The sequence below is a fragment of the Enterobacter sp. PP-008-ECC_S150 genome (assembly GCF_045257065.1).
Classification (GTDB): Bacteria; Pseudomonadota; Gammaproteobacteria; order Enterobacterales; family Enterobacteriaceae; genus Enterobacter; species Enterobacter chengduensis.
The window spans coordinates 33940-51843 of sequence record NZ_JBJHHG010000014.1 but is presented as its reverse complement, the minus strand read 5'-3'; the positions used below and the strand labels follow the sequence as shown (position 1 = coordinate 51843).

General features: G+C 58.6%; 15 protein-coding genes. 8 read left to right on the top strand and 7 right to left on the bottom strand.

All coding sequences use genetic code 11. The annotated features are described in order from the left end of the window. Positions 1 to 29: 29 nt before the first annotated feature. Genes fhuC through fhuB form a run of 3 tightly spaced genes read left to right on the top strand, consistent with a single transcriptional unit; the run spans position 30 to position 3693 of the window. The gene (gene fhuC, locus ACJBF3_RS15900; protein WP_032644120.1) at positions 30 to 827 is read left to right on the top strand and encodes a Fe3+-hydroxamate ABC transporter ATP-binding protein FhuC; all 798 of its coding nucleotides are present in this window, start codon (positions 30 to 32) and stop codon (positions 825 to 827) included. After that, on the top strand, positions 827 to 1714 hold the full coding sequence (fhuD, locus tag ACJBF3_RS15895) for a Fe(3+)-hydroxamate ABC transporter substrate-binding protein FhuD (RefSeq protein ID WP_045327793.1): 888 nt from the start codon (positions 827 to 829) through the stop codon (positions 1712 to 1714). Before fhuC ends, fhuD begins: the two co-directional genes overlap by 1 nt. Next, complete coding sequence (gene fhuB, locus ACJBF3_RS15890) at positions 1711 to 3693, top strand: Fe(3+)-hydroxamate ABC transporter permease FhuB (RefSeq protein WP_045327794.1); 1983 nt, start codon at positions 1711 to 1713, stop codon at positions 3691 to 3693. The genes fhuD and fhuB overlap by 4 nt, the downstream gene beginning before the upstream one ends. 67 nt (positions 3694 to 3760) lie before the next feature. Here the strand turns inward: fhuB and hemL are convergent, their stop codons facing one another. Next, a complete protein-coding gene (hemL, locus tag ACJBF3_RS15885) occupies positions 3761 to 5041 on the bottom strand; it encodes a glutamate-1-semialdehyde 2,1-aminomutase (RefSeq protein WP_032644123.1) in 1281 nt (426 codons plus the stop codon). Positions 5042 to 5218: 177 nt separating this feature from the next. Between hemL and clcA the strand changes: the two genes are divergently transcribed. Then, a complete protein-coding gene (gene clcA, locus ACJBF3_RS15880; RefSeq protein WP_045327798.1) occupies positions 5219 to 6619 on the top strand; it encodes a H(+)/Cl(-) exchange transporter ClcA in 1401 nt (466 codons plus the stop codon). 85 nt (positions 6620 to 6704) lie between these two features. Next, the gene (gene erpA, locus ACJBF3_RS15875; RefSeq protein WP_008501923.1) at positions 6705 to 7049 is read left to right on the top strand and encodes an iron-sulfur cluster insertion protein ErpA; all 345 of its coding nucleotides are present in this window, start codon (positions 6705 to 6707) and stop codon (positions 7047 to 7049) included. A gap of 58 nt (positions 7050 to 7107) precedes the next feature. Here the strand turns inward: erpA and ACJBF3_RS15870 are convergent, their stop codons facing one another. From ACJBF3_RS15870 to mtnN, 3 genes are read right to left on the bottom strand one after another with little or no spacing between them, the layout of a single operon-like run. Further along, positions 7108 to 7731 carry a TRIC cation channel family protein gene (locus ACJBF3_RS15870; RefSeq protein WP_045327799.1) on the bottom strand — a complete coding sequence of 208 codons (624 nt, stop codon included), beginning with the start codon at positions 7729 to 7731 and terminating at the stop codon, positions 7108 to 7110. A 27-nt stretch (positions 7732 to 7758) separates the two neighbouring features. Continuing rightward, positions 7759 to 8559, bottom strand: coding sequence for a vitamin B12 ABC transporter substrate-binding protein BtuF (gene btuF, locus ACJBF3_RS15865; RefSeq protein WP_045327802.1), 801 nt, complete (start codon positions 8557 to 8559; stop codon positions 7759 to 7761). After that, the gene (gene mtnN / locus ACJBF3_RS15860; RefSeq protein ID WP_045327804.1) at positions 8552 to 9250 is read right to left on the bottom strand and encodes a 5'-methylthioadenosine/S-adenosylhomocysteine nucleosidase; all 699 of its coding nucleotides are present in this window, start codon (positions 9248 to 9250) and stop codon (positions 8552 to 8554) included. Before mtnN ends, btuF begins: the two co-directional genes overlap by 8 nt. Positions 9251 to 9332: 82 nt before the next feature. On the opposite strand from mtnN, the gene dgt reads away from it, so the two are divergent. The 3 genes from dgt (at position 9333) to cdaR (ending at position 13719) form a co-directional block, all read left to right on the top strand. Next, positions 9333 to 10847 carry a dGTPase gene (gene dgt / locus ACJBF3_RS15855; protein WP_045327806.1) on the top strand — a complete coding sequence of 505 codons (1515 nt, stop codon included), beginning with the start codon at positions 9333 to 9335 and terminating at the stop codon, positions 10845 to 10847. Between the two features lie 131 nt (positions 10848 to 10978). Next, entirely contained in the window at positions 10979 to 12415 is a 1437-nt protein-coding gene (gene degP, locus ACJBF3_RS15850) for a serine endoprotease DegP (protein ID WP_045327808.1), read from the top strand. A gap of 146 nt (positions 12416 to 12561) precedes the next feature. Next, the gene (cdaR, locus tag ACJBF3_RS15845) at positions 12562 to 13719 is read left to right on the top strand and encodes a DNA-binding transcriptional regulator CdaR (protein ID WP_045327810.1); all 1158 of its coding nucleotides are present in this window, start codon (positions 12562 to 12564) and stop codon (positions 13717 to 13719) included. Positions 13720 to 13808: 89 nt separating this feature from the next. On the opposite strand, the gene ACJBF3_RS15840 is transcribed toward cdaR, so the two are convergent. The 3 genes from ACJBF3_RS15840 to glnD form a co-directional block, all read right to left on the bottom strand. Continuing rightward, the gene (locus ACJBF3_RS15840; protein WP_008501916.1) at positions 13809 to 14198 is read right to left on the bottom strand and encodes a DUF3461 family protein; all 390 of its coding nucleotides are present in this window, start codon (positions 14196 to 14198) and stop codon (positions 13809 to 13811) included. 111 nt (positions 14199 to 14309) lie between these two features. Next, complete coding sequence (dapD, locus tag ACJBF3_RS15835; protein WP_008501915.1) at positions 14310 to 15134, bottom strand: 2,3,4,5-tetrahydropyridine-2,6-dicarboxylate N-succinyltransferase; 825 nt, start codon at positions 15132 to 15134, stop codon at positions 14310 to 14312. A gap of 32 nt (positions 15135 to 15166) precedes the next feature. Continuing rightward, positions 15167 to 17842, bottom strand: coding sequence for a bifunctional uridylyltransferase/uridylyl-removing protein GlnD (gene glnD / locus ACJBF3_RS15830; RefSeq protein ID WP_045327869.1), 2676 nt, complete (start codon positions 17840 to 17842; stop codon positions 15167 to 15169). Between the last annotated feature and the right edge of the window lie 62 nt (positions 17843 to 17904).

The following is a 17904-nucleotide window of genomic DNA, read 5'->3' as shown; positions in this document are numbered from 1 at the left end:
CCGTGCCCTTTTTATTTAAGTTGGCTGATATGCAGGATAATCAAACGCAATCCGACACCACCTTCACGCTCAACCATCTCTCCTTTCGCGTACCCGGACGCACGCTGCTGCATCCGCTCTCTCTGACGTTCCCGGCCGGTAAAGTGACGGGCCTGATTGGCCACAACGGCTCCGGTAAATCCACGCTGCTCAAGATGCTGGGGCGCCATCAGCCGCCGTCTGAAGGGGATATCCTGCTGGATGACCAGCCGCTGGAGAGCTGGAGCAGCAAAGCCTTTGCGCGCAAAGTGGCCTATCTGCCGCAGCAGCTGCCGCAGGCGGAGGGGATGACGGTGCGCGAGCTGGTAGCGATTGGGCGCTATCCGTGGCACGGGGCGCTGGGACGCTTTGGCGTGGCCGACCGGGAGAAAGTGGAAGAGGCGATTGCGCTGGTGGGGCTAAAGCCGCTGGCGCACCGTCTGGTGGATAGCCTGTCCGGTGGCGAGCGTCAGCGGGCGTGGATTGCGATGCTGGTGGCGCAGGATAGCCGCTGCCTGCTGCTGGATGAACCGACCTCTGCGCTGGATATTGCCCATCAGGTCGACGTGCTGGCGCTGGTGCATCGCTTAAGCCAGCAGCGCGGCCTGACGGTCATTGCGGTCCTGCACGATATCAACATGGCGGCGCGCTACTGCGATTATCTTGTGGCGCTCCGCGGGGGTGAGATGATTGCCCAGGGCACGCCGTCAGAGCTGATGCGCAGCGATACGCTGGAACATATTTACGGTATTCCGATGGGTATTCTGCCTCACCCTGCCGGGGCTGCACCGGTGAGCTTCGTTTACTGATGCTGGACAACATGCGCATTAGCCGCCGTCGCCTGCTGACGGCGATGGCCCTCTCACCGCTGCTGTTAAAAATGAATACGGCGCGTGCCGCCGTCGATCCACACCGCATCGTGGCCCTGGAGTGGCTGCCGGTCGAGCTGATGATGGCGCTCGGCGTGACGCCCTACGGCGTGGCGGATATTCCCAACTATAACCTCTGGGTGAACGAGCCGACGCTGCCAGACTCGGTGATCGACATCGGCCTGCGTACGGAGCCAAACCTTGAGCTGCTTACCCAGATGAAACCCTCGTTCCTGTTCTGGTCAGCGGGCTACGGTCCGTCAGAAGAGATCCTGGCGCGCATTGCGCCGGGGCGCGGTTTTTCCTTTAGCGACGGTAAAAAACCGCTGACCGTGGCGAAAAAATCCATAAACGAGATGGCGCATTTCCTCAACCGGGAAGCGGAGGCCAAAAAGCATCTCGACGAATTTGACGCTTTGATTGACTCGCTTAAGCCGCGCTTTGCGCACCGGGGCGATCGCCCGCTGCTGATGGTAACGCTGCTGGATGCCCGCCATGTGCTGGTCTTCGGTAAAAACTGCCTGTTCCAGGAGGTGCTCGACAGCTTCGGCATTCGCAACGCCTGGGAAGGGGAGATGACCTTCTGGGGCAGTACCGCCGTGGGTATCGATCGTCTGGCGGCGTTTCGCGATGTGGACGTGCTGTGCTTCGACCACGGCAACGAACGCGACATGCAGACCCTGATGGCGACGCCGCTCTGGCAGGCGATGCCGTTCGTGCGCGAGGGGCGCTTCCAGCGCGCGCCCGCAGTGTGGTTTTACGGCGCGACGCTGTCGGCCATGCATTTTGCCCGCGTGCTGGATAACGCGCTGGGAGGCAAAGCATGAGTCAGCGTATTGCCCGTTTCCCGCTCCTGCTGCTGTCCGCGCTTTTGCTGGCCGCGCTGGTACTCACCGGGTTCAATCTCTCGACGGCGTTACCGCGCGCGCAGTGGGGCGTCGCGCTGGCCTCGCCGGATATCGACAATATTCAGCAGATGCTGTTCCACTACAGCCTGCTGCCGCGTCTGGCGATCTCCCTTTTGGTCGGGGCCGGTTTAGGGCTGGTGGGCGTGCTGTTCCAGCAGGTTTTACGCAACCCGCTGGCGGAGCCGACCACGCTCGGCGTCGCGACCGGGGCGCAGCTTGGGATCACCGTCACGACGCTGTGGGCATTGCCCGGCGCGTTAACCTCGCAGTTTGCGGCCCTCGCGGGGGCGTGCGTCGTGGGGGCACTGGTCTTTGGCGTAGCCTGGGGAAAACGTCTTTCGCCGGTCACGCTGATCCTGGCCGGGCTGGTGGTCAGCCTCTATTGCGGGGCGATCAATCAGCTGCTGGTGCTGTTCCATCACGACCAGCTGCAAAGCATGTTCCTGTGGAGTACCGGCACCCTTACCCAGACTGACTGGAGCGTTGTTGAGCGCCTGTGGCCGCAGCTGGCTGGCGGCGCGCTGCTAACGATGCTGCTGCTGCGTCCGTTAACGCTGATGGGGCTGGATGATGGCGTGGCGCGCAACCTGGGCCTGGCGTTATCACTGGCGCGTCTGGCGGCGCTGGCGCTGGCGATTGTGCTCAGCGCGCTGCTGGTGAATGCGGTGGGGATTATCGGCTTTATCGGGCTGTTTGCCCCGCTGCTGGCGAAAATGCTCGGGGCGCGTCGCCTTCTGGCGCGTCTGCTGCTGGCTCCGCTGATCGGGGCGCTGATCCTCTGGCTTTCCGATCAAATTATTCTCTTTTTGGCCCGCGTCTGGATGGAAGTTTCTACGGGCTCGGTGACGGCGCTAATCGGTGCGCCGCTGCTGCTGTGGCTGCTGCCGCGTCTGCGCAGCATCAGCGCGCCCGCGATGGATGCGGGCGATAACGTTTATGCTGAGCGCCAGTCTGTGCTGTGGTTTAGCCTTGCGGGCCTGGCCGTGCTGTTGCTGGCCTCCTTTGCGGCGCTCGCGTTCGGGCGCGATGCAACCGGCTGGCACTGGGCCACGGGTGATTTGCTCAATGAACTGCTGCAGTGGCGCTGGCCGCGTATCTTCGCTGCGCTGATCGCAGGGGTGATGCTGGCGGTGGCGGGGTGTATTATTCAGCGTCTGACCGGCAACCCGATGGCGAGCCCTGAAGTGCTCGGGATCAGCTCCGGCGCCGCCTTTGGCGTGGTGCTGATGCTGTTCTTCGTACCGGGTAACGCGTTTGGCTGGCTGATGCCTGCCGGAAGTATCGGTGCGGCAGCCACGCTGATGATTATCCTGATAGCCGCCGGTCGCGGCGGGTTTTCACCGCACCGCATGCTGCTGGCAGGGATGGCGCTCAGCACCGCCTTTACCATGCTGCTGATGATGCTGCAGGCAAGCGGCGATCCGCGTATGGCGAAGATCCTGACCTGGATTTCCGGCTCAACGTACAACGCCACCGGCAGCCAGGTGCTCTGGTCCGGGAGCGTGATGCTCGTACTGCTGGCGATGGTGCCGCTGTGCCGCCGCTGGATGACCATTCTGCCGCTCGGCGGGGAAACCGCGCGCGCGGTGGGGATGGCGCTGACGCCAGCCCGTGTCGCGCTGCTGCTGCTCGCTGCGTGCCTGACGGCGACGGCAACCATGACCATTGGCCCGCTGAGTTTTGTCGGATTAATGGCACCGCACATTGCCAGAATGATGGGATTCCGCCGGACGATGCCGCATATCGTGATGTCGGCCCTGACGGGTGGGGTAATGCTGGTGCTGGCGGACTGGTGCGGAAGAATGGTGCTTTTCCCGTATCAGATCCCGGCGGGACTGCTGTCAACCTTTATCGGCGCGCCGTATTTTATTTATCTCTTGAGAAAGCAGAGCCGGTAATAAAAGCAAACGGCAATCTTTAGAACATCGTAGGCCGGGTAAGCGTTAGCGCCACCCGGCAATTCCCTTAGAGCTTCGCAAACACCTTACGCGCCGCGTCGATGGTGTTGTTGATATCCTCTTCGCTGTGCGCCACGGACATAAAGCCCGCTTCGAACGCTGACGGCGCGAGGTACACGCCTTCTTCCAGCATCAGGTGGAAGAAGCGCTTGAAGCGTTCAACGTCGCATTTCACCACGTCCTGATAGCAGGTCACGGTTTTCGCATCGGTGAAGAAGATCCCGAACATGCCGCCCACGTGGTTGACCACCAGCGGAATGCCAGCCTCTTCTGCGGCTTCCAGCAGACCGTTTGCCAGCTGGGTGGTACGGTCGGTCAGGGTTTCGTGGATGCCCGGCTGCGCCACTTCGGTCAGGCAGGCAAAACCCGCCGCCATCGCGATAGGGTTACCGGAGAGCGTGCCCGCCTGGTAAACCGGGCCGGTAGGCGCCAGGGCTTCCATCACGTCCTTACGGCCACCAAACGCGCCGACCGGCATGCCGCCACCGATGATTTTACCGAGGCAGGTCAGATCCGGCTCGACGTCATAATAAGACTGGGCACCCGCCAGCGCCACGCGGAAGCCGGTCATAACTTCATCGATGATCAGCAGCGCGCCGAACTCATCGCACAGGGCGCGCAGGCCCGGCAGGAAGTCAGGCTGCGGTGGGATGCAGTTCATGTTGCCCGCAACCGGCTCAACGATGATGCAGGCGATCTCCTGCGGATACTGCTCGAACGCCGCGCGAACGGTGCTCAGATCGTTGTAGGTGCAGGTCAGGGTATGCTTCGCGAAATCTGCCGGTACGCCCGGGGAGTTTGGCTGGCCGAGGGTCAGCGCGCCGGAACCGGCTTTTACCAGCAGACAGTCCGCGTGGCCGTGGTAGCAGCCTTCGAATTTAATGATTTTATCGCGGCCGGTAAAACCGCGCGCCAGGCGGATCGCGCTCATGGTCGCTTCAGTACCGGAGTTCACCATACGCACCATGTCCATGGTCGGCACCAGTTCAGTCACCAGCTCCGCCATCTTCACTTCCATCTCGGTTGGCGCACCGAAGCTCAGGCCGCGCTGGGCGGCTTCAATCACCGCGTTACGAATGGCAGGATGGTTATGCCCCAGCACCATCGGCCCCCAGGAACCGACATAATCAACGTAGGCTTTGCCATCGACATCATACAGATATGCGCCGTCAGCGCGTTCAATAAACAGCGGCGTGCCGCCCACGCCGGTAAAGGCGCGCACGGGTGAGTTCACGCCACCCGGAATTAGCTCTCGGGCTGCACTGTAGAGGTTTTCTGACTTGCTCATGGCGTCGTTCCTGATTCGTATAAAATGATTAAGCACACTATTCTAAGTGATCCTCAGAAGGTAATGAAATTTTTGCCCCATTAATGCCTAAACAATTGTTAAGGATTTTTCACGGGACGACGCGATGGTCTCTGGTAAAATCTTCGCGGATTTTTGTATGACGAATAAGAACAGAATATGAAATCAGATTCTCCGTCTTTTGAAGAACAACAGTTTACGCGCGCCCAGCACCGAATCAGCATTCGGCGGCTGCTTAATCGCGATAAAACCCCGCTGGCTATCCTGCTGGCCGCAGCCGTGGTGGGAACGCTCGCGGGCCTGGCTGGCGTGGCGTTTGAAAAAGCGGTCAATGCCGTACTTAACTGGCGAGTGGGGACCGTGGCCGGTTTCGCCGACAGCGAGTGGCTGGTCTGGGTTATGGCATTTGGCCTGTCGGCGCTGTTTGCCATGGTGGGGTATTTTCTGGTGCGTAAATTCGCGCCGGAAGCGGGCGGCTCAGGCATCCCGGAAATTGAAGGGGCGCTGGAGGAGCTGCGCCCGGTGCGCTGGTGGCGGGTGATTCCGGTTAAATTTATCGGCGGCATGGGGACGCTGGGCGCGGGGATGGTGCTGGGCAGGGAAGGGCCAACGGTGCAGCTGGGGGGCAACGTCGGCCGCATGGTGGGCGATCTGTTTCGCATGCGAAGCGCCGAAGCGCGCCATACGCTGCTGGCCACCGGCGCGGCGGCGGGGCTTTCAGCCGCGTTTAACGCGCCGCTGGCGGGCATCTTGTTCATTATCGAAGAGATGCGCGCGCAGTTTCGCTACAACCTGATCTCCATAAAAGCGGTGTTTACCGGCGTCATTATGTCGAGCATTGTCTTTCGCCTCTTTAATGGCGAGGGGGCGGTGATTGAGGTGGGCAAGCTGACCAACGCCCCGGTCAACACCCTGTGGCTTTACCTGATCCTCGGCATGGTTTTTGGCGTCGTGGGGCCGCTGTTTAACACCTTTATCCTGCGCGCTCAGGATATGTTCCAGCGCGTTCACGGCGGGAACACCACGAAATGGGTGCTGATGGGCGGCCTGCTGGGCGGAATGTGCGGCGTGCTTGGCTTTATTGAGCCGAATGCCGCAGGCGGCGGGTTCGGGCTGATCCCCATTGCGGCGGCGGGGAACTTCAGCGTCGGTCTGCTGCTGTTTATGTTTATCTCCCGCGTCATCACGACGGTGCTCTGCTTTTCCTCCGGCGCGCCCGGCGGGATATTCGCCCCGATGCTGGCGCTGGGTACGCTGCTGGGCACCGCGTTTGGTATGGCGGCTGAAGCGGGTTTTCCCGCCTATCATCTTGACGCCGGGACCTTTGCGGTGGCCGGAATGGGGGCGCTGCTGGCCGCTTCCCTGCGTGCGCCGTTGACCGGGATCGTGCTGGTGCTGGAGATGACGGACAATTACCAGCTCATTTTGCCAATGATCATTACCTGTCTCGGCGCGACACTATTAGCCCAATTCCTGGGTGGAAAACCGCTATACTCCACCATCCTCGCGCGTACCCTGGCAAAACAAGAGGCTGAGCGGGCCGCCACGCAGAATACTTGAATGAATTACCAGGGTATTAGATAATGACACAAAGAATTGGGTGAATTTTGCCCAATGGCAGTAGCAGTATTCATGGGAGCATAAGATGAGTGATGATGTAGCTGTGCCGCTGGAGTTTACCGAAGCAGCAGCCAACAAAGTGAAAACCCTGATTGCCGACGAAGACAATCCGGATCTGAAACTGCGTGTTTATATTACCGGTGGCGGCTGCAGCGGCTTCCAGTATGGTTTTACCTTTGACGATCAGGTTAACGATGGCGATATGACCATCGAGAAACAGGGCGTCGCGCTGGTGGTTGACCCGATGAGCCTGCAATATCTGGTGGGTGGTTCGGTGGATTACACCGAGGGTCTGGAAGGCTCGCGCTTTGTGGTGACCAACCCGAACGCGACAAGCACCTGCGGGTGTGGTTCTTCGTTCAGCATTTAAGCCTGAATGCGGATTGTAGGCCCGGTAAGCGAAGCGCCACCGGGCTTATAAACGACGCCTATCTTGAATTTTCATCCAGCGCAAACGTCGGCAGCTTCAGGTGCCAGCGTATCGCCGCCAGACGAATCACCAGCGTCACGACCATCCCCAGCATCGCGGCATTTTCCAGCGGGATTGCAAAGGTGTAGTACGCAGTCGCGTGAACAATCCCGCCCGCAATGCAGGCCGTTGCGTAAATTTCAGTACGCAGGATCATCGGCACTTCGCGCGCCAGAATGTCGCGAATGATCCCGCCGCCCACGCCGGTTAATACGCCCATGCAGATTGCCACCATCGGACCGGTACCCGCATTAAACGCCTTATTGACGCCAATACCGACAAACACGGCCAGACCGACGGCATCCAGTACCGGCAATATCCACTTGGGTAATCTGCGAGGCTGGCGAACCAGCACGATGGTTAACAGGCAGGTGACCATCGCGACCACCAGATCGGTCGGATCTTTCACCCAAAACACCGGGCCATTCGCCAGCGCCATGTCGCGGATCGTCCCGCCGCCGACGGCGGTCACCACGCCCAGCACCAGCACGCCAAACGGATCCATGCGTAGTTTTCCGGCAAGCAGGACGCCGGAGATAGCAAAAACGGCTGTGCCAAGAATATCCAGCCAATAAACGAGCATCGTTAAATCCTCGAAAAAGGTCTTCTGTTAGTGACTCTCTGCCAGCGCGGCACAGAGCTGTTTTGCGGCGAGGATAATACGCGGGCTGGCGCGTTCAAACCAGTCGCTGTTGAGGGGTATGACCGGTATTTTTAGCTGCTTTTGCCAGAATTGTTCAATTTTGGGAATTTCGCTCGCATTTCCGACCACGACGATGGCCTGCGGCTGGCGTGCCAGAACCTGCTCACGGCTTACCTGAGGCCACGGCACCCGGCTGGCTGCAAAAATGTTTTCACCCCCGCAGACTTCCAGCACCTGATTCTGAATCGACCCTTTTCCGGTGGTGAACAGCGGCTGGCTGCCAAACTGCAGGAAGATGCGCTTTCTCGCAGGGGTATCGTATTGGGATTTCAGCGCGGCATAGTCGCTCAGCATCTGGTTCGCCGCAGCCTCGGCTTTTTTGGGCGCAGGGCTATAAGGGGCGAGGGCGCGCAGCGCCTGAGCGACCTGCTCAATGCTGACGGCATCAATCCACATGACCTTAATGCCAAGCGAGGCAAGCTGGTTAACCTGCCGCTCGGCGTTGCCGCCCCGCCAGGCCAGCACGAGATCCGGCTTGAGCGCCACGATGCGCTCAACGTTCATCCCCTGCCAGGTGGCCACCTGTTCAATACCCGCGGCCTGCGGCGGGTAATCCGAATAGCTGCTCACGCCAACCGGCGTGATCCCGGCGGCAAAGGCCAGTTCCGTATTTGCAGGGGAGAGCGTAATCACGCGCGGTACGGCATAGAGCCACAGCGGGGCGAGAAGAAGCAGGGCGACCAGCGCCCTGACGGTATGTTTAGCCACGTGCCAGGTTCTGCACCAGGCGTTCCACCATCACGGTGGACTGTTTTGCCGCAACGGTCAGGAACTCGTCGAAGCTGATGTGGGACTGCTGGTCTGCCACGTCAGAGATGGCGCGAACCACCACGAACGGTACGTTAAAGTTATGGCAAACGTGCGCAATCGCGGTCGCTTCCATCTCAACGCCCACCGCCTGAGGGAAGTTATGGCGGATTTTTGCCAGCCCAACGGAGCCGTTGATGAAGGCATCACCGCTAACGATCAGACCGCGTACCGCGTTGAGGTTGAGTTCTGCAATGCAGGTCTCTGCCGCCGCAATCAGCTTGTCGTCAGCTTTAAAACCCGCAGGGCATCCCGGAAGCTGACCGTATTCGTAACCAAATGCGGTGACGTCGGCATCGTGGTAACGCGCTTCGTCGGAAACCACGATATCACCCACTTTCAGCGTCGGCGCCAGGCCGCCCGCAGAGCCGGTGTTAACGATCACGTCCGGCTTGCAGCGCTCAAGCAGCAGGGTTGCACCCAGCGCAGCAGCTACTTTACCGATGCCTGATTTCAGCAGAGCCACCTCAACACCGTTCAGCTGGCCGGTGTAGATCTCACAACCCCCCAGAGAGAGGGTCTGACGGTTCTCAATTTTGTCACGCAGCAGCGTAACTTCTTCTTCCATTGCACCAATAATGCCGATTTTCATAGATTTACTCGCGATGTGCCTTGTTAAGATGCATAGTCTATCATGCGGTTAAGGGGAAACGCATTCTCACGCGGGGGAGCACATGTCACCAATCGATTTTCGTACCAAAATTAACTGGCACCGACGTTTCCGTTCGCCGCAGGGCGACAAGAGCGAACATGAGATCCTGCGTATCTTCGAAAGCGATCGCGGGAGAATCATTAACTCGCCTGCCATTCGCCGTCTGCAGCAAAAGACCCAGGTGTTCCCGCTGGAACGTAACGCCGCGGTGCGCACGCGCTTAACCCACTCAATGGAAGTGCAGCAGGTGGGGCGCTACATTGCCAAAGAGATTTTGAGCCGTCTTAAAGAGCAGCGTTTACTGGAAACCTATGGGCTTGACGAGCTGACGGGGCCCTTCGAGAGCATCGTTGAGATGGCCTGCCTGATGCATGACATCGGCAACCCGCCTTTCGGCCACTTTGGCGAGGCGGCAATCAATGACTGGTTTAAACAGCGGTTTCATCCTTCGGATGCGTTAAGCCAGCCGCTGAGCGATGACCGCTGCACCGTTCGGGATTTACGCCTGCGTGAAGGCGAGGACGAGCTTAACGATCTGCGCCGCAAAGTGCGTCAGGACGTGTGTCACTTCGAGGGCAACGCGCAGGGGATCCGGCTGGTTCATTCCCTGATGCGCATGAACCTGACCTGGGCACAGGTTGGCTGCATTCTGAAATATACGCGCCCCGCGTGGTGGATGGGGGAGACGCCCGCGTCCCACAGCTATTTAATGAAAAAGCCGGGCTATTACCTGTCCGAAGAGGCCTATATTGAACGGCTGCGTAAAGAACTTTCGCTGACGCCAAACGGCCGCTTTCCATTGACCTGGATTATGGAAGCCGCGGATGATATTTCCTATTGCGTGGCCGACCTGGAAGACGCCGTGGAGAAAAGAATCTTCAGCGTCGAGGAGCTGTATCAGCATCTTTATGCGGCCTGGGGTACTCATGAAAAAGGCTCGCTGTTTGCTCAGGTGGTCGAAAATGCCTGGGAAAAATCGCGTTCAAATACGTTAAGCCGCAGTACGGAAGACCAGTTCTTTATGTATTTGCGGGTCAATACATTAAATAAACTGGTACCGTATGCGGCGTCGCGCTTTATTGATAATTTGCCGCTCATCTTCAGCGGGGAATTCAACCACGCGCTGCTGGAAGACGACAGCAGTTTCAGCCAACTCCTTGAGCTTTATAAACATGTGGCGATGCGGCATGTATTCAGCCATCCGGATGTCGAGCAATTAGAACTGCAGGGCTATCGGGTCATCAGTGGCTTACTGGAAATTTATTCTCCGCTGCTCCAGCTGTCGGCCGAGGAATTCAGCGAGCTGGTGGAACACGAGCGCGTGCGCCGGATCCCGATTGAATCGCGGCTTTATCAGAAACTCTCTACCCGGCATCGTCTGGCGTATGTCGAAGCCATTGGCAAGCTGGATCGCCATTCTTCCCAATGGCCGGTGATGGAATATTATTATCGCTGCCGCCTTATTCAGGACTATATCAGCGGCATGACGGATTTGTATGCCTGGGATGAATACCGCAAGCTCATGGCGGTGGAATAACGTCGGAGTTTTGTAAAGACGGCCAATAAATTTTTACCTTTTCCATAAACTTATCGCCGGAACTAAGCGGTATAAAATGAATCTGAGTTACACAGCAATTTTGCGTTACCTGTAAATCGAGATTAAGAAACATGAAAAAAACCACATTAGCAATGAGTGCACTGGCTCTGAGTTTAGGTTTAGCGCTGTCTCCTCTGACTGCTACTGCAGCCGAGACCGCGTCGTCGGCAGCAACCGCGCAGCAGATGCCAAGCCTGGCACCGATGCTCGAAAAAGTGATGCCATCGGTGGTGAGTATTAACGTTGAGGGTAGCACGACCGTCAATACGCCGCGCATGCCGCGTAACTTCCAGCAGTTCTTCGGTGACAACTCACCGTTCTGCCAGGACGGTTCGCCATTCCAGAGCTCGCCGTTCTGCCAGGGCGGCGGTGCCGGGGATGACGGCCAGGGCGGCGGCCAGCAGCAGAAATTCATGGCGCTTGGCTCGGGGGTGATTATTGATGCCGCTAAAGGCTACGTCGTCACCAATAACCACGTTGTTGATAACGCCAGCACCATTAAGGTTCAGCTGAGCGATGGCCGCAAGTTCGACGCCAAGGTGGTGGGTAAAGATCCGCGCTCCGACATCGCGCTGATTCAGATTCAGGATCCGAAAAACCTGACGGCGATTAAGCTTGCCGACTCTGACGCGCTGCGCGTCGGTGACTACACCGTGGCGATCGGTAACCCGTTTGGTCTGGGTGAAACCGTGACCTCGGGCATCGTCTCTGCGCTGGGCCGTAGCGGCCTGAACGCGGAAAACTACGAGAACTTCATCCAGACGGATGCGGCGATCAACCGCGGTAACTCCGGCGGTGCGCTGGTGAACCTGAACGGCGAGCTGATCGGTATCAATACCGCGATCCTGGCGCCGGACGGCGGCAACATCGGTATCGGCTTTGCTATTCCGAGCAACATGGTGAAAAACCTGACCGCGCAGATGGTGCAGTACGGCCAGGTGAAACGCGGCGAGCTGGGTATCCTCGGTACGGAACTGAACTCCGAGCTGGCTAAGGCGATGAAAGTTGACGCTCAGCGCGGGGCATTCGTCAGCCAGGTGATGCCGAACTCCTCTGCGGCAAAAGCGGGCATTAAGGCAGGTGACGTGATCACCTCCCTGAACGGTAAGCCGATCAGCAGCTTTGCCGCGCTGCGCGCCGAAGTGGGCTCAATGCCGATTGGCAGCAAAGTGACCCTCGGCCTGCTGCGCGACGGTAAGCCGGTTAACGTGAGCCTGGAGCTGCAGCAGAGCAGCCAGAATCAGGTGGATTCCAGCACCATCTTCAGCGGTATTGAAGGAGCTGAGATGAGCAACAAAGGCGCAGATAAAGGCGTGGTGGTGAACAACGTGAAGGCGAACTCACCGGCAGCCCGCATCGGCCTGAAAAAAGGCGATGTGATTATGGGGGCTAACCAGCAGCCGGTGAAAAACATCGCTGAACTGCGCAAAATTCTCGACAGCAAGCCGTCCGTGCTGGCGCTGAATATCCAGCGTGGTGATACCTCTATCTACCTGCTGATGCAGTAATCCTCTTAAGCCCCTGTTCGCAGGGGCTTTCTCGTTTCTGTGACGCTTAGCACAACTCCATACATCTTCCTCTCTCTTTGTGCATTCGCACAATGCAGCCGATACTGAACTTCCCTATGCTTGAGCTCTGCTCAAAGGAGGATTCCATGGCTGGCTGGCATCTTGATACCAAAATGGCGCAGGATATCGTGGCGCGCACCATGCGCATCATTGATACCAATATCAACGTAATGGATGCCCGTGGGCGCATTATTGGCAGCGGCGATCGTGAGCGTATTGGGGAATTGCACGAAGGTGCGCTGCTGGTGCTTTCTCAGGGGCGGGTCGTGGATATCGACGATGCGGTAGCGAAACACCTGCACGGCGTTCGCCAGGGCATCAACCTCCCGCTGCGCCTTGAAGGCGAGATTGTCGGGGTCATCGGCCTGACCGGCGAGCCGGAGTCTCTGCGAAAATATGGTGAGCTGGTCTGCATGACGGCAGAGATGATGCTGGAGCAGTCGCGCCTGATGCACCTGCTGGCTCAGGATAGCCGCCTGCGTGAAGAGCTGGTGATGAACCTCATTCAGGCGGAAGAACATACGCCTGCACTCAGCGAATGGGCGCAGCGTCTGGGGATCGATCTGAACCAGCCGCGCGTGGTGGCGGTCATAGAGGTCGACAGCGGCCAGCTTGGCGTGGACAGCGCGATGGCCGAGCTGCAGCAGCTGCAAAATGCGCTGGCGACGCCGGAGCGCGATAACCTGGTGGCGATCGTTTCCCTGACGGAAATGGTGGTGCTCAAACCGGCGCTCAATGCGTTTGGCCGCTGGGATGCGGACGATCATCGCCGTCGCGTGGAGCTGCTGATCTCCCGCATGAAGGAGAATGGCCAGCTGCGTTTTCGCGTTGCGCTGGGCAACTACTTTACCGGGCCGGGCAGCATCGCCCGCTCCTGGCGTACCGCGCGCACCACCATGATGGTGGGCAAGCAGCGGATGCCGGAGAGCCGGAGCTACTTCTATCAGGATCTGATGCTGCCGGTGCTGCTCGACAGCCTGCGCGGAGGCTGGCAGGCCAACGAGCTGGCGCGGCCTCTGGCGCGTCTGAAAGCCATGGACAACAACGGCCTGCTCCGCCGGACGCTGCAGGCGTGGTTCCGCCATAACGTGCAGCCGCTGGCGACCTCGAAGGCGCTGTTTATTCACCGCAATACCCTGGAGTATCGGTTAAACCGGATTTCAGAGCTGACGGGGCTGGACCTGGGGAATTTTGACGACAGGCTGCTGCTGTATGTGGCGCTGCAGCTGGACGAACAGAGATGATGCTTTTTGCCGGGTGGCGGCTTCGCCTTACCCGGCCTACATGCGTTCGTAGGCCCGGTAAGCGAAGCGCCACCGGGCAATAAAACGGCTTATTTATTGCGCGTTAACTTCTCAAGATCCGCTTCAATCTCGCTGATCTTGTTGGTCACAACGCTTTCAAGGTGACGCAGATCGTCAAGGATCTTACGCTTGAGATCGACTTCGGTGCGGTCGCGCTGGCAGATCTGATCGAGTTCGTCGATCACATAGCGCAGGTTAGGGCTGATTTCCTGTACTTCTTTGTATCCCTGACCTACGCCGTCAGCAACAACGGTCTTACGCTGGCGTGGATATTTAAACTTCACGCTTTTGGCGAAAAACTCTCCTTTATCCTTGTGAAAATAGATTTTCAAAATATCGTTATTGGCTTCCTGACGGAGGCTGTAACGATCAATTTCATCAGGATTGGTAATGCCCAGACTTTTCAGATTATCGTACATAGCGGTACCCTTGATCTCAACATAACCTTTGAATAATTAACGAAAAAATCTATTTTCGCCACCCTCAGATATAAAAAAAGCGGGGTTGCCCCCGCTTTTTGTTATACCCGATTAATCGATGGTGCGCAGCAACTCGTTGATGCCCACCTTACCGCGCGTTTTCGCATCCACTTTCTTCACGATAACCGCACAGTACAGGCTGTATTTGCCATCTTTTGACGGCAGGTTGCCGGAAACCACCACCGAGCCGGCCGGAACGCGACCGTAATGCACTTCGCCGGTTTCACGGTCGTAAATACGGGTGCTCTGACCGATGTAAACGCCCATGGAGATCACGGAACCTTCTTCTACGATCACGCCTTCAACCACTTCAGAGCGCGCGCCGATGAAGCAGTTGTCTTCGATGATGGTCGGGTTAGCCTGCAGCGGCTCCAGAACACCACCGATGCCCACGCCGCCGGACAGGTGAACGTTTTTACCGATCTGCGCGCAGGAACCCACTGTGGCCCATGTATCAACCATGGTGCCTTCGTCAACGTAGGCACCGATGTTCACGTAGGAAGGCATCAGCACGGTGTTGCGCGCGATAAAGGCGCCCTGACGCACTGCCGCAGGCGGTACCACGCGGAAGCCTTCTTTCTGGAAACGCGCTTCGTCGTAGTCAGCGAACTTCATCGGCACTTTATCGAAGTAGCGGCTTTCTGCGCCGTCGATAACCTGGTTATCGTTGATGCGGAAAGAGAGCAGCACGGCCTTCTTCAGCCATTGATGAGTGACCCACTGACCGTCGATTTTTTCTGCCACGCGCAGCGCGCCGGAATCCAGCAGGGAAATCACCTGGTTTACCGCTTCACGGGTCACGGTATCCACATTTGCCGGGGTAATCTCGGCGCGACGCTCAAAAGCGGACTCAATAACGTTCTGTAACTGCTGCATTGTTTACTCTTTCCATTTCACTAAAAAACATATCACCCTTTATCGTTTGGATTGAGGGCTGCTGTCAACCGTTGTTGCACTTCAAGCTGCAGGTCATTATTAAGGGCACGCCGGTCCGCTGTCGCGATTATAAATAAATCTTCTACTCGCTCGCCAATGGTTGTAATTCGGGCTCCATGAAGCGAAATTCCCAGATCGGCAAAAACCTGGCCGACGCGGGCAAGCAGCCCCGGCTGGTCGAGCGCGATCAGCTCCAGGAACGATTTACGGTCGGTGTGGGTCGGCAGGAAATTGACCTCGGTATCGACGGTAAAGTGGCGCAATTTCGCCGGCTGGCGACGCGGCTGCGGGGGCTGCCAGCTGCGCTGGGTAATGGCCTGCTCCAGACCAAAACGGATCCCTTCATGCCTGTCCGACGAAAGCGGGCTGCCGTCCGGCTCCAGCACGATAAAGGTGTCCATCGCCATGCCGTCGCGGGTAGTGAAAATCTGCGCGTCGTGAACGCTCAGGTTACGCCTGTCCAGCTCGGCGCAGACCGCTGCAAACAGATAAGGGCGATCCGGGCTCCAGATGAAAATCTCCGTCCCGCCGCGGGTGGCCTGCGGGCTCAGCAGAATCATAGGCTGGGAGAGATCGTGCTTCAGCAGATGCCGCGCGTGCCAGGCAAGCTGGTTTGGGCTGTGGCGGACAAAATAGTTGGCGCGGCAGCGGGCCCAAATCTGATGCAGCGCCTCTTCATCAATGTTGTCCATGCGCAGCAGCGCCAGCGCCTGAAGCTGATGATGACGCACGCGCTCGCGCATGTCCGGGGTATTTTGCATCCCGCGACGCAGCTGTTTTTCGGTGGCGAAGTACAGCTCGCGCAGCAGGCTCTGCTTCCAGCTGTTCCACAGGGTTTCGTTGGTGGCGCAGATATCGGCCACCGTCAGGCAGACCAGATAGCGCAGACGGTTTTCCGTCTGGACCTCTTCGGCGAACTGCTTGATCACCTCCGGATCCTGAATATCACGACGCTGTGCGGTGACCGACATCAGCAGGTGATGACGCACCAGCCAGGCCACCAGCTGCGTTTCGCGTGAGTTAAGCCCGTGCAGCTCGGCAAATTTCAGCACGTCCTGCGCGCCGAGCACCGAGTGGTCACCGCCGCGGCCTTTGGCGATATCGTGGAACAGGGCGGCAATCAGGATCAGTTCCGGATGGGTGAGCCGCGGCCACAGCTCGACGCACAGCGGGTGGCGGGAGCGCGTCTCTTCTTTCGCAAAGCTTTCCAGCTTGAGCATCACGCGGATTGTGTGTTCATCCACCGTGTAGGCGTGGAACAGATCGAACTGCATTTGCCCGACGATGTGCGACCACTGCGGCATATAGGCCCACAGCACGCTGTGGCGGTGCATCGGCAGCAGGCCTCGGCTGACGGCGCCCGGGTGGCGAAGCATGCTCAGGAACAGCGAGCGCGCTTCCGGGATATAGCACAGCGGCTGCGTCAGATGGCGGCGCGCGTGGCGCAGATGGCGCAGGGTGGTGGAGTAGATCCCGGTGATGGTGCTGTTGCGCACCATAGTATAAAACATCCGCAGAATCGCTTCCGGCTCGCGGATGAACAGCGTTTCGTCGCGCAGATCGATAAGCGTGCCGCGCAGCTGGAATTCGTCATCAATCGGTCGCGGCTTTTCGTCCGCCGTCAGGGCCAGAATGGCCTCGTCGAACAGCTGCAGCAGCATCTGGTTCAGCTCGGTCACCCGGCGGGTGACGCGGAAGAAATCCTTCATCATCTGCTCAACCGGCTCGTTACCTTCGCCCTGATAATTTAGCCGCTGCGCTACGCTGAGCTGGCGGTCAAACAGCAGACGGTTATCGTAGCGGGTGACCTCCAGATGCAGGGCAAAGCGGATGCGCCAGAGCAGATGCAGGCACTCGTTCAGCTCGTTACGCTCCGCCTCGGTTAAGAAGCCGAAGCCGACCATCTCGTCCAGCGAGGTGGCGCCAAAATGGCGGCGGGCGACCCACTGCAGCGTGTGGATATCGCGCAGGCCGCCGGGACTGCTTTTTATATCGGGTTCAAGATTATAGCTGGTGCCGTGGTAGCGCTGGTGGCGCTGGTTTTGCTCCTCGACCTTTGCGGCGAAGAACTTTTCTGACGGCCAGAAGCCGTCGCTGAAGATGTGTTTTTGCAGCTCCAGGAACAGCGCAACGTCGCCGATCAGCAGACGGGTTTCAATCAGGTTGGTGGCGACGGTCAGGTCAGATAATCCTTCCAGCAGACACTCTTCCAGGGTGCGCACGCTGTGGCCAACCTCCAGCTTCACGTCCCAGAGCAGCGTCAGCAGTTCACCAATTTTTTGCGCCTGTTCGTCCGGCAGCTTTTTGCGGCTTAAGATCAGAAGGTCGATATCGGAAAGCGGATGCAGCTCGCCGCGGCCATAGCCCCCGACGGCAACCAGCGCGACGTCGCTCACCTGACCAAATCCGTACTCGATCCACAGGCGCTGCAGCAGCTGGTCGATAAATTCGGTACGCGCTTCGATGAGCTGCTCGGCGGAGACGCCGGCGTCAAACGCGCTGCCCAGCCAGCGATGGAACGTTTCCATATGGGCTTTAATGTGGGCGCAGGACAGCTCGTGCGATGGCCAGACGCCCGGGTTATCGGGCTGGTCGGGGAGGGTGGGAAGGGCTGTGTTAGCATACTGTTCGGGTAAAAGATTACTCATCGTGCGCCACCCATAAGAAAAAGCTATCGCCATTAAAAAAGCCGGCATTTGCCGGCTTCTTA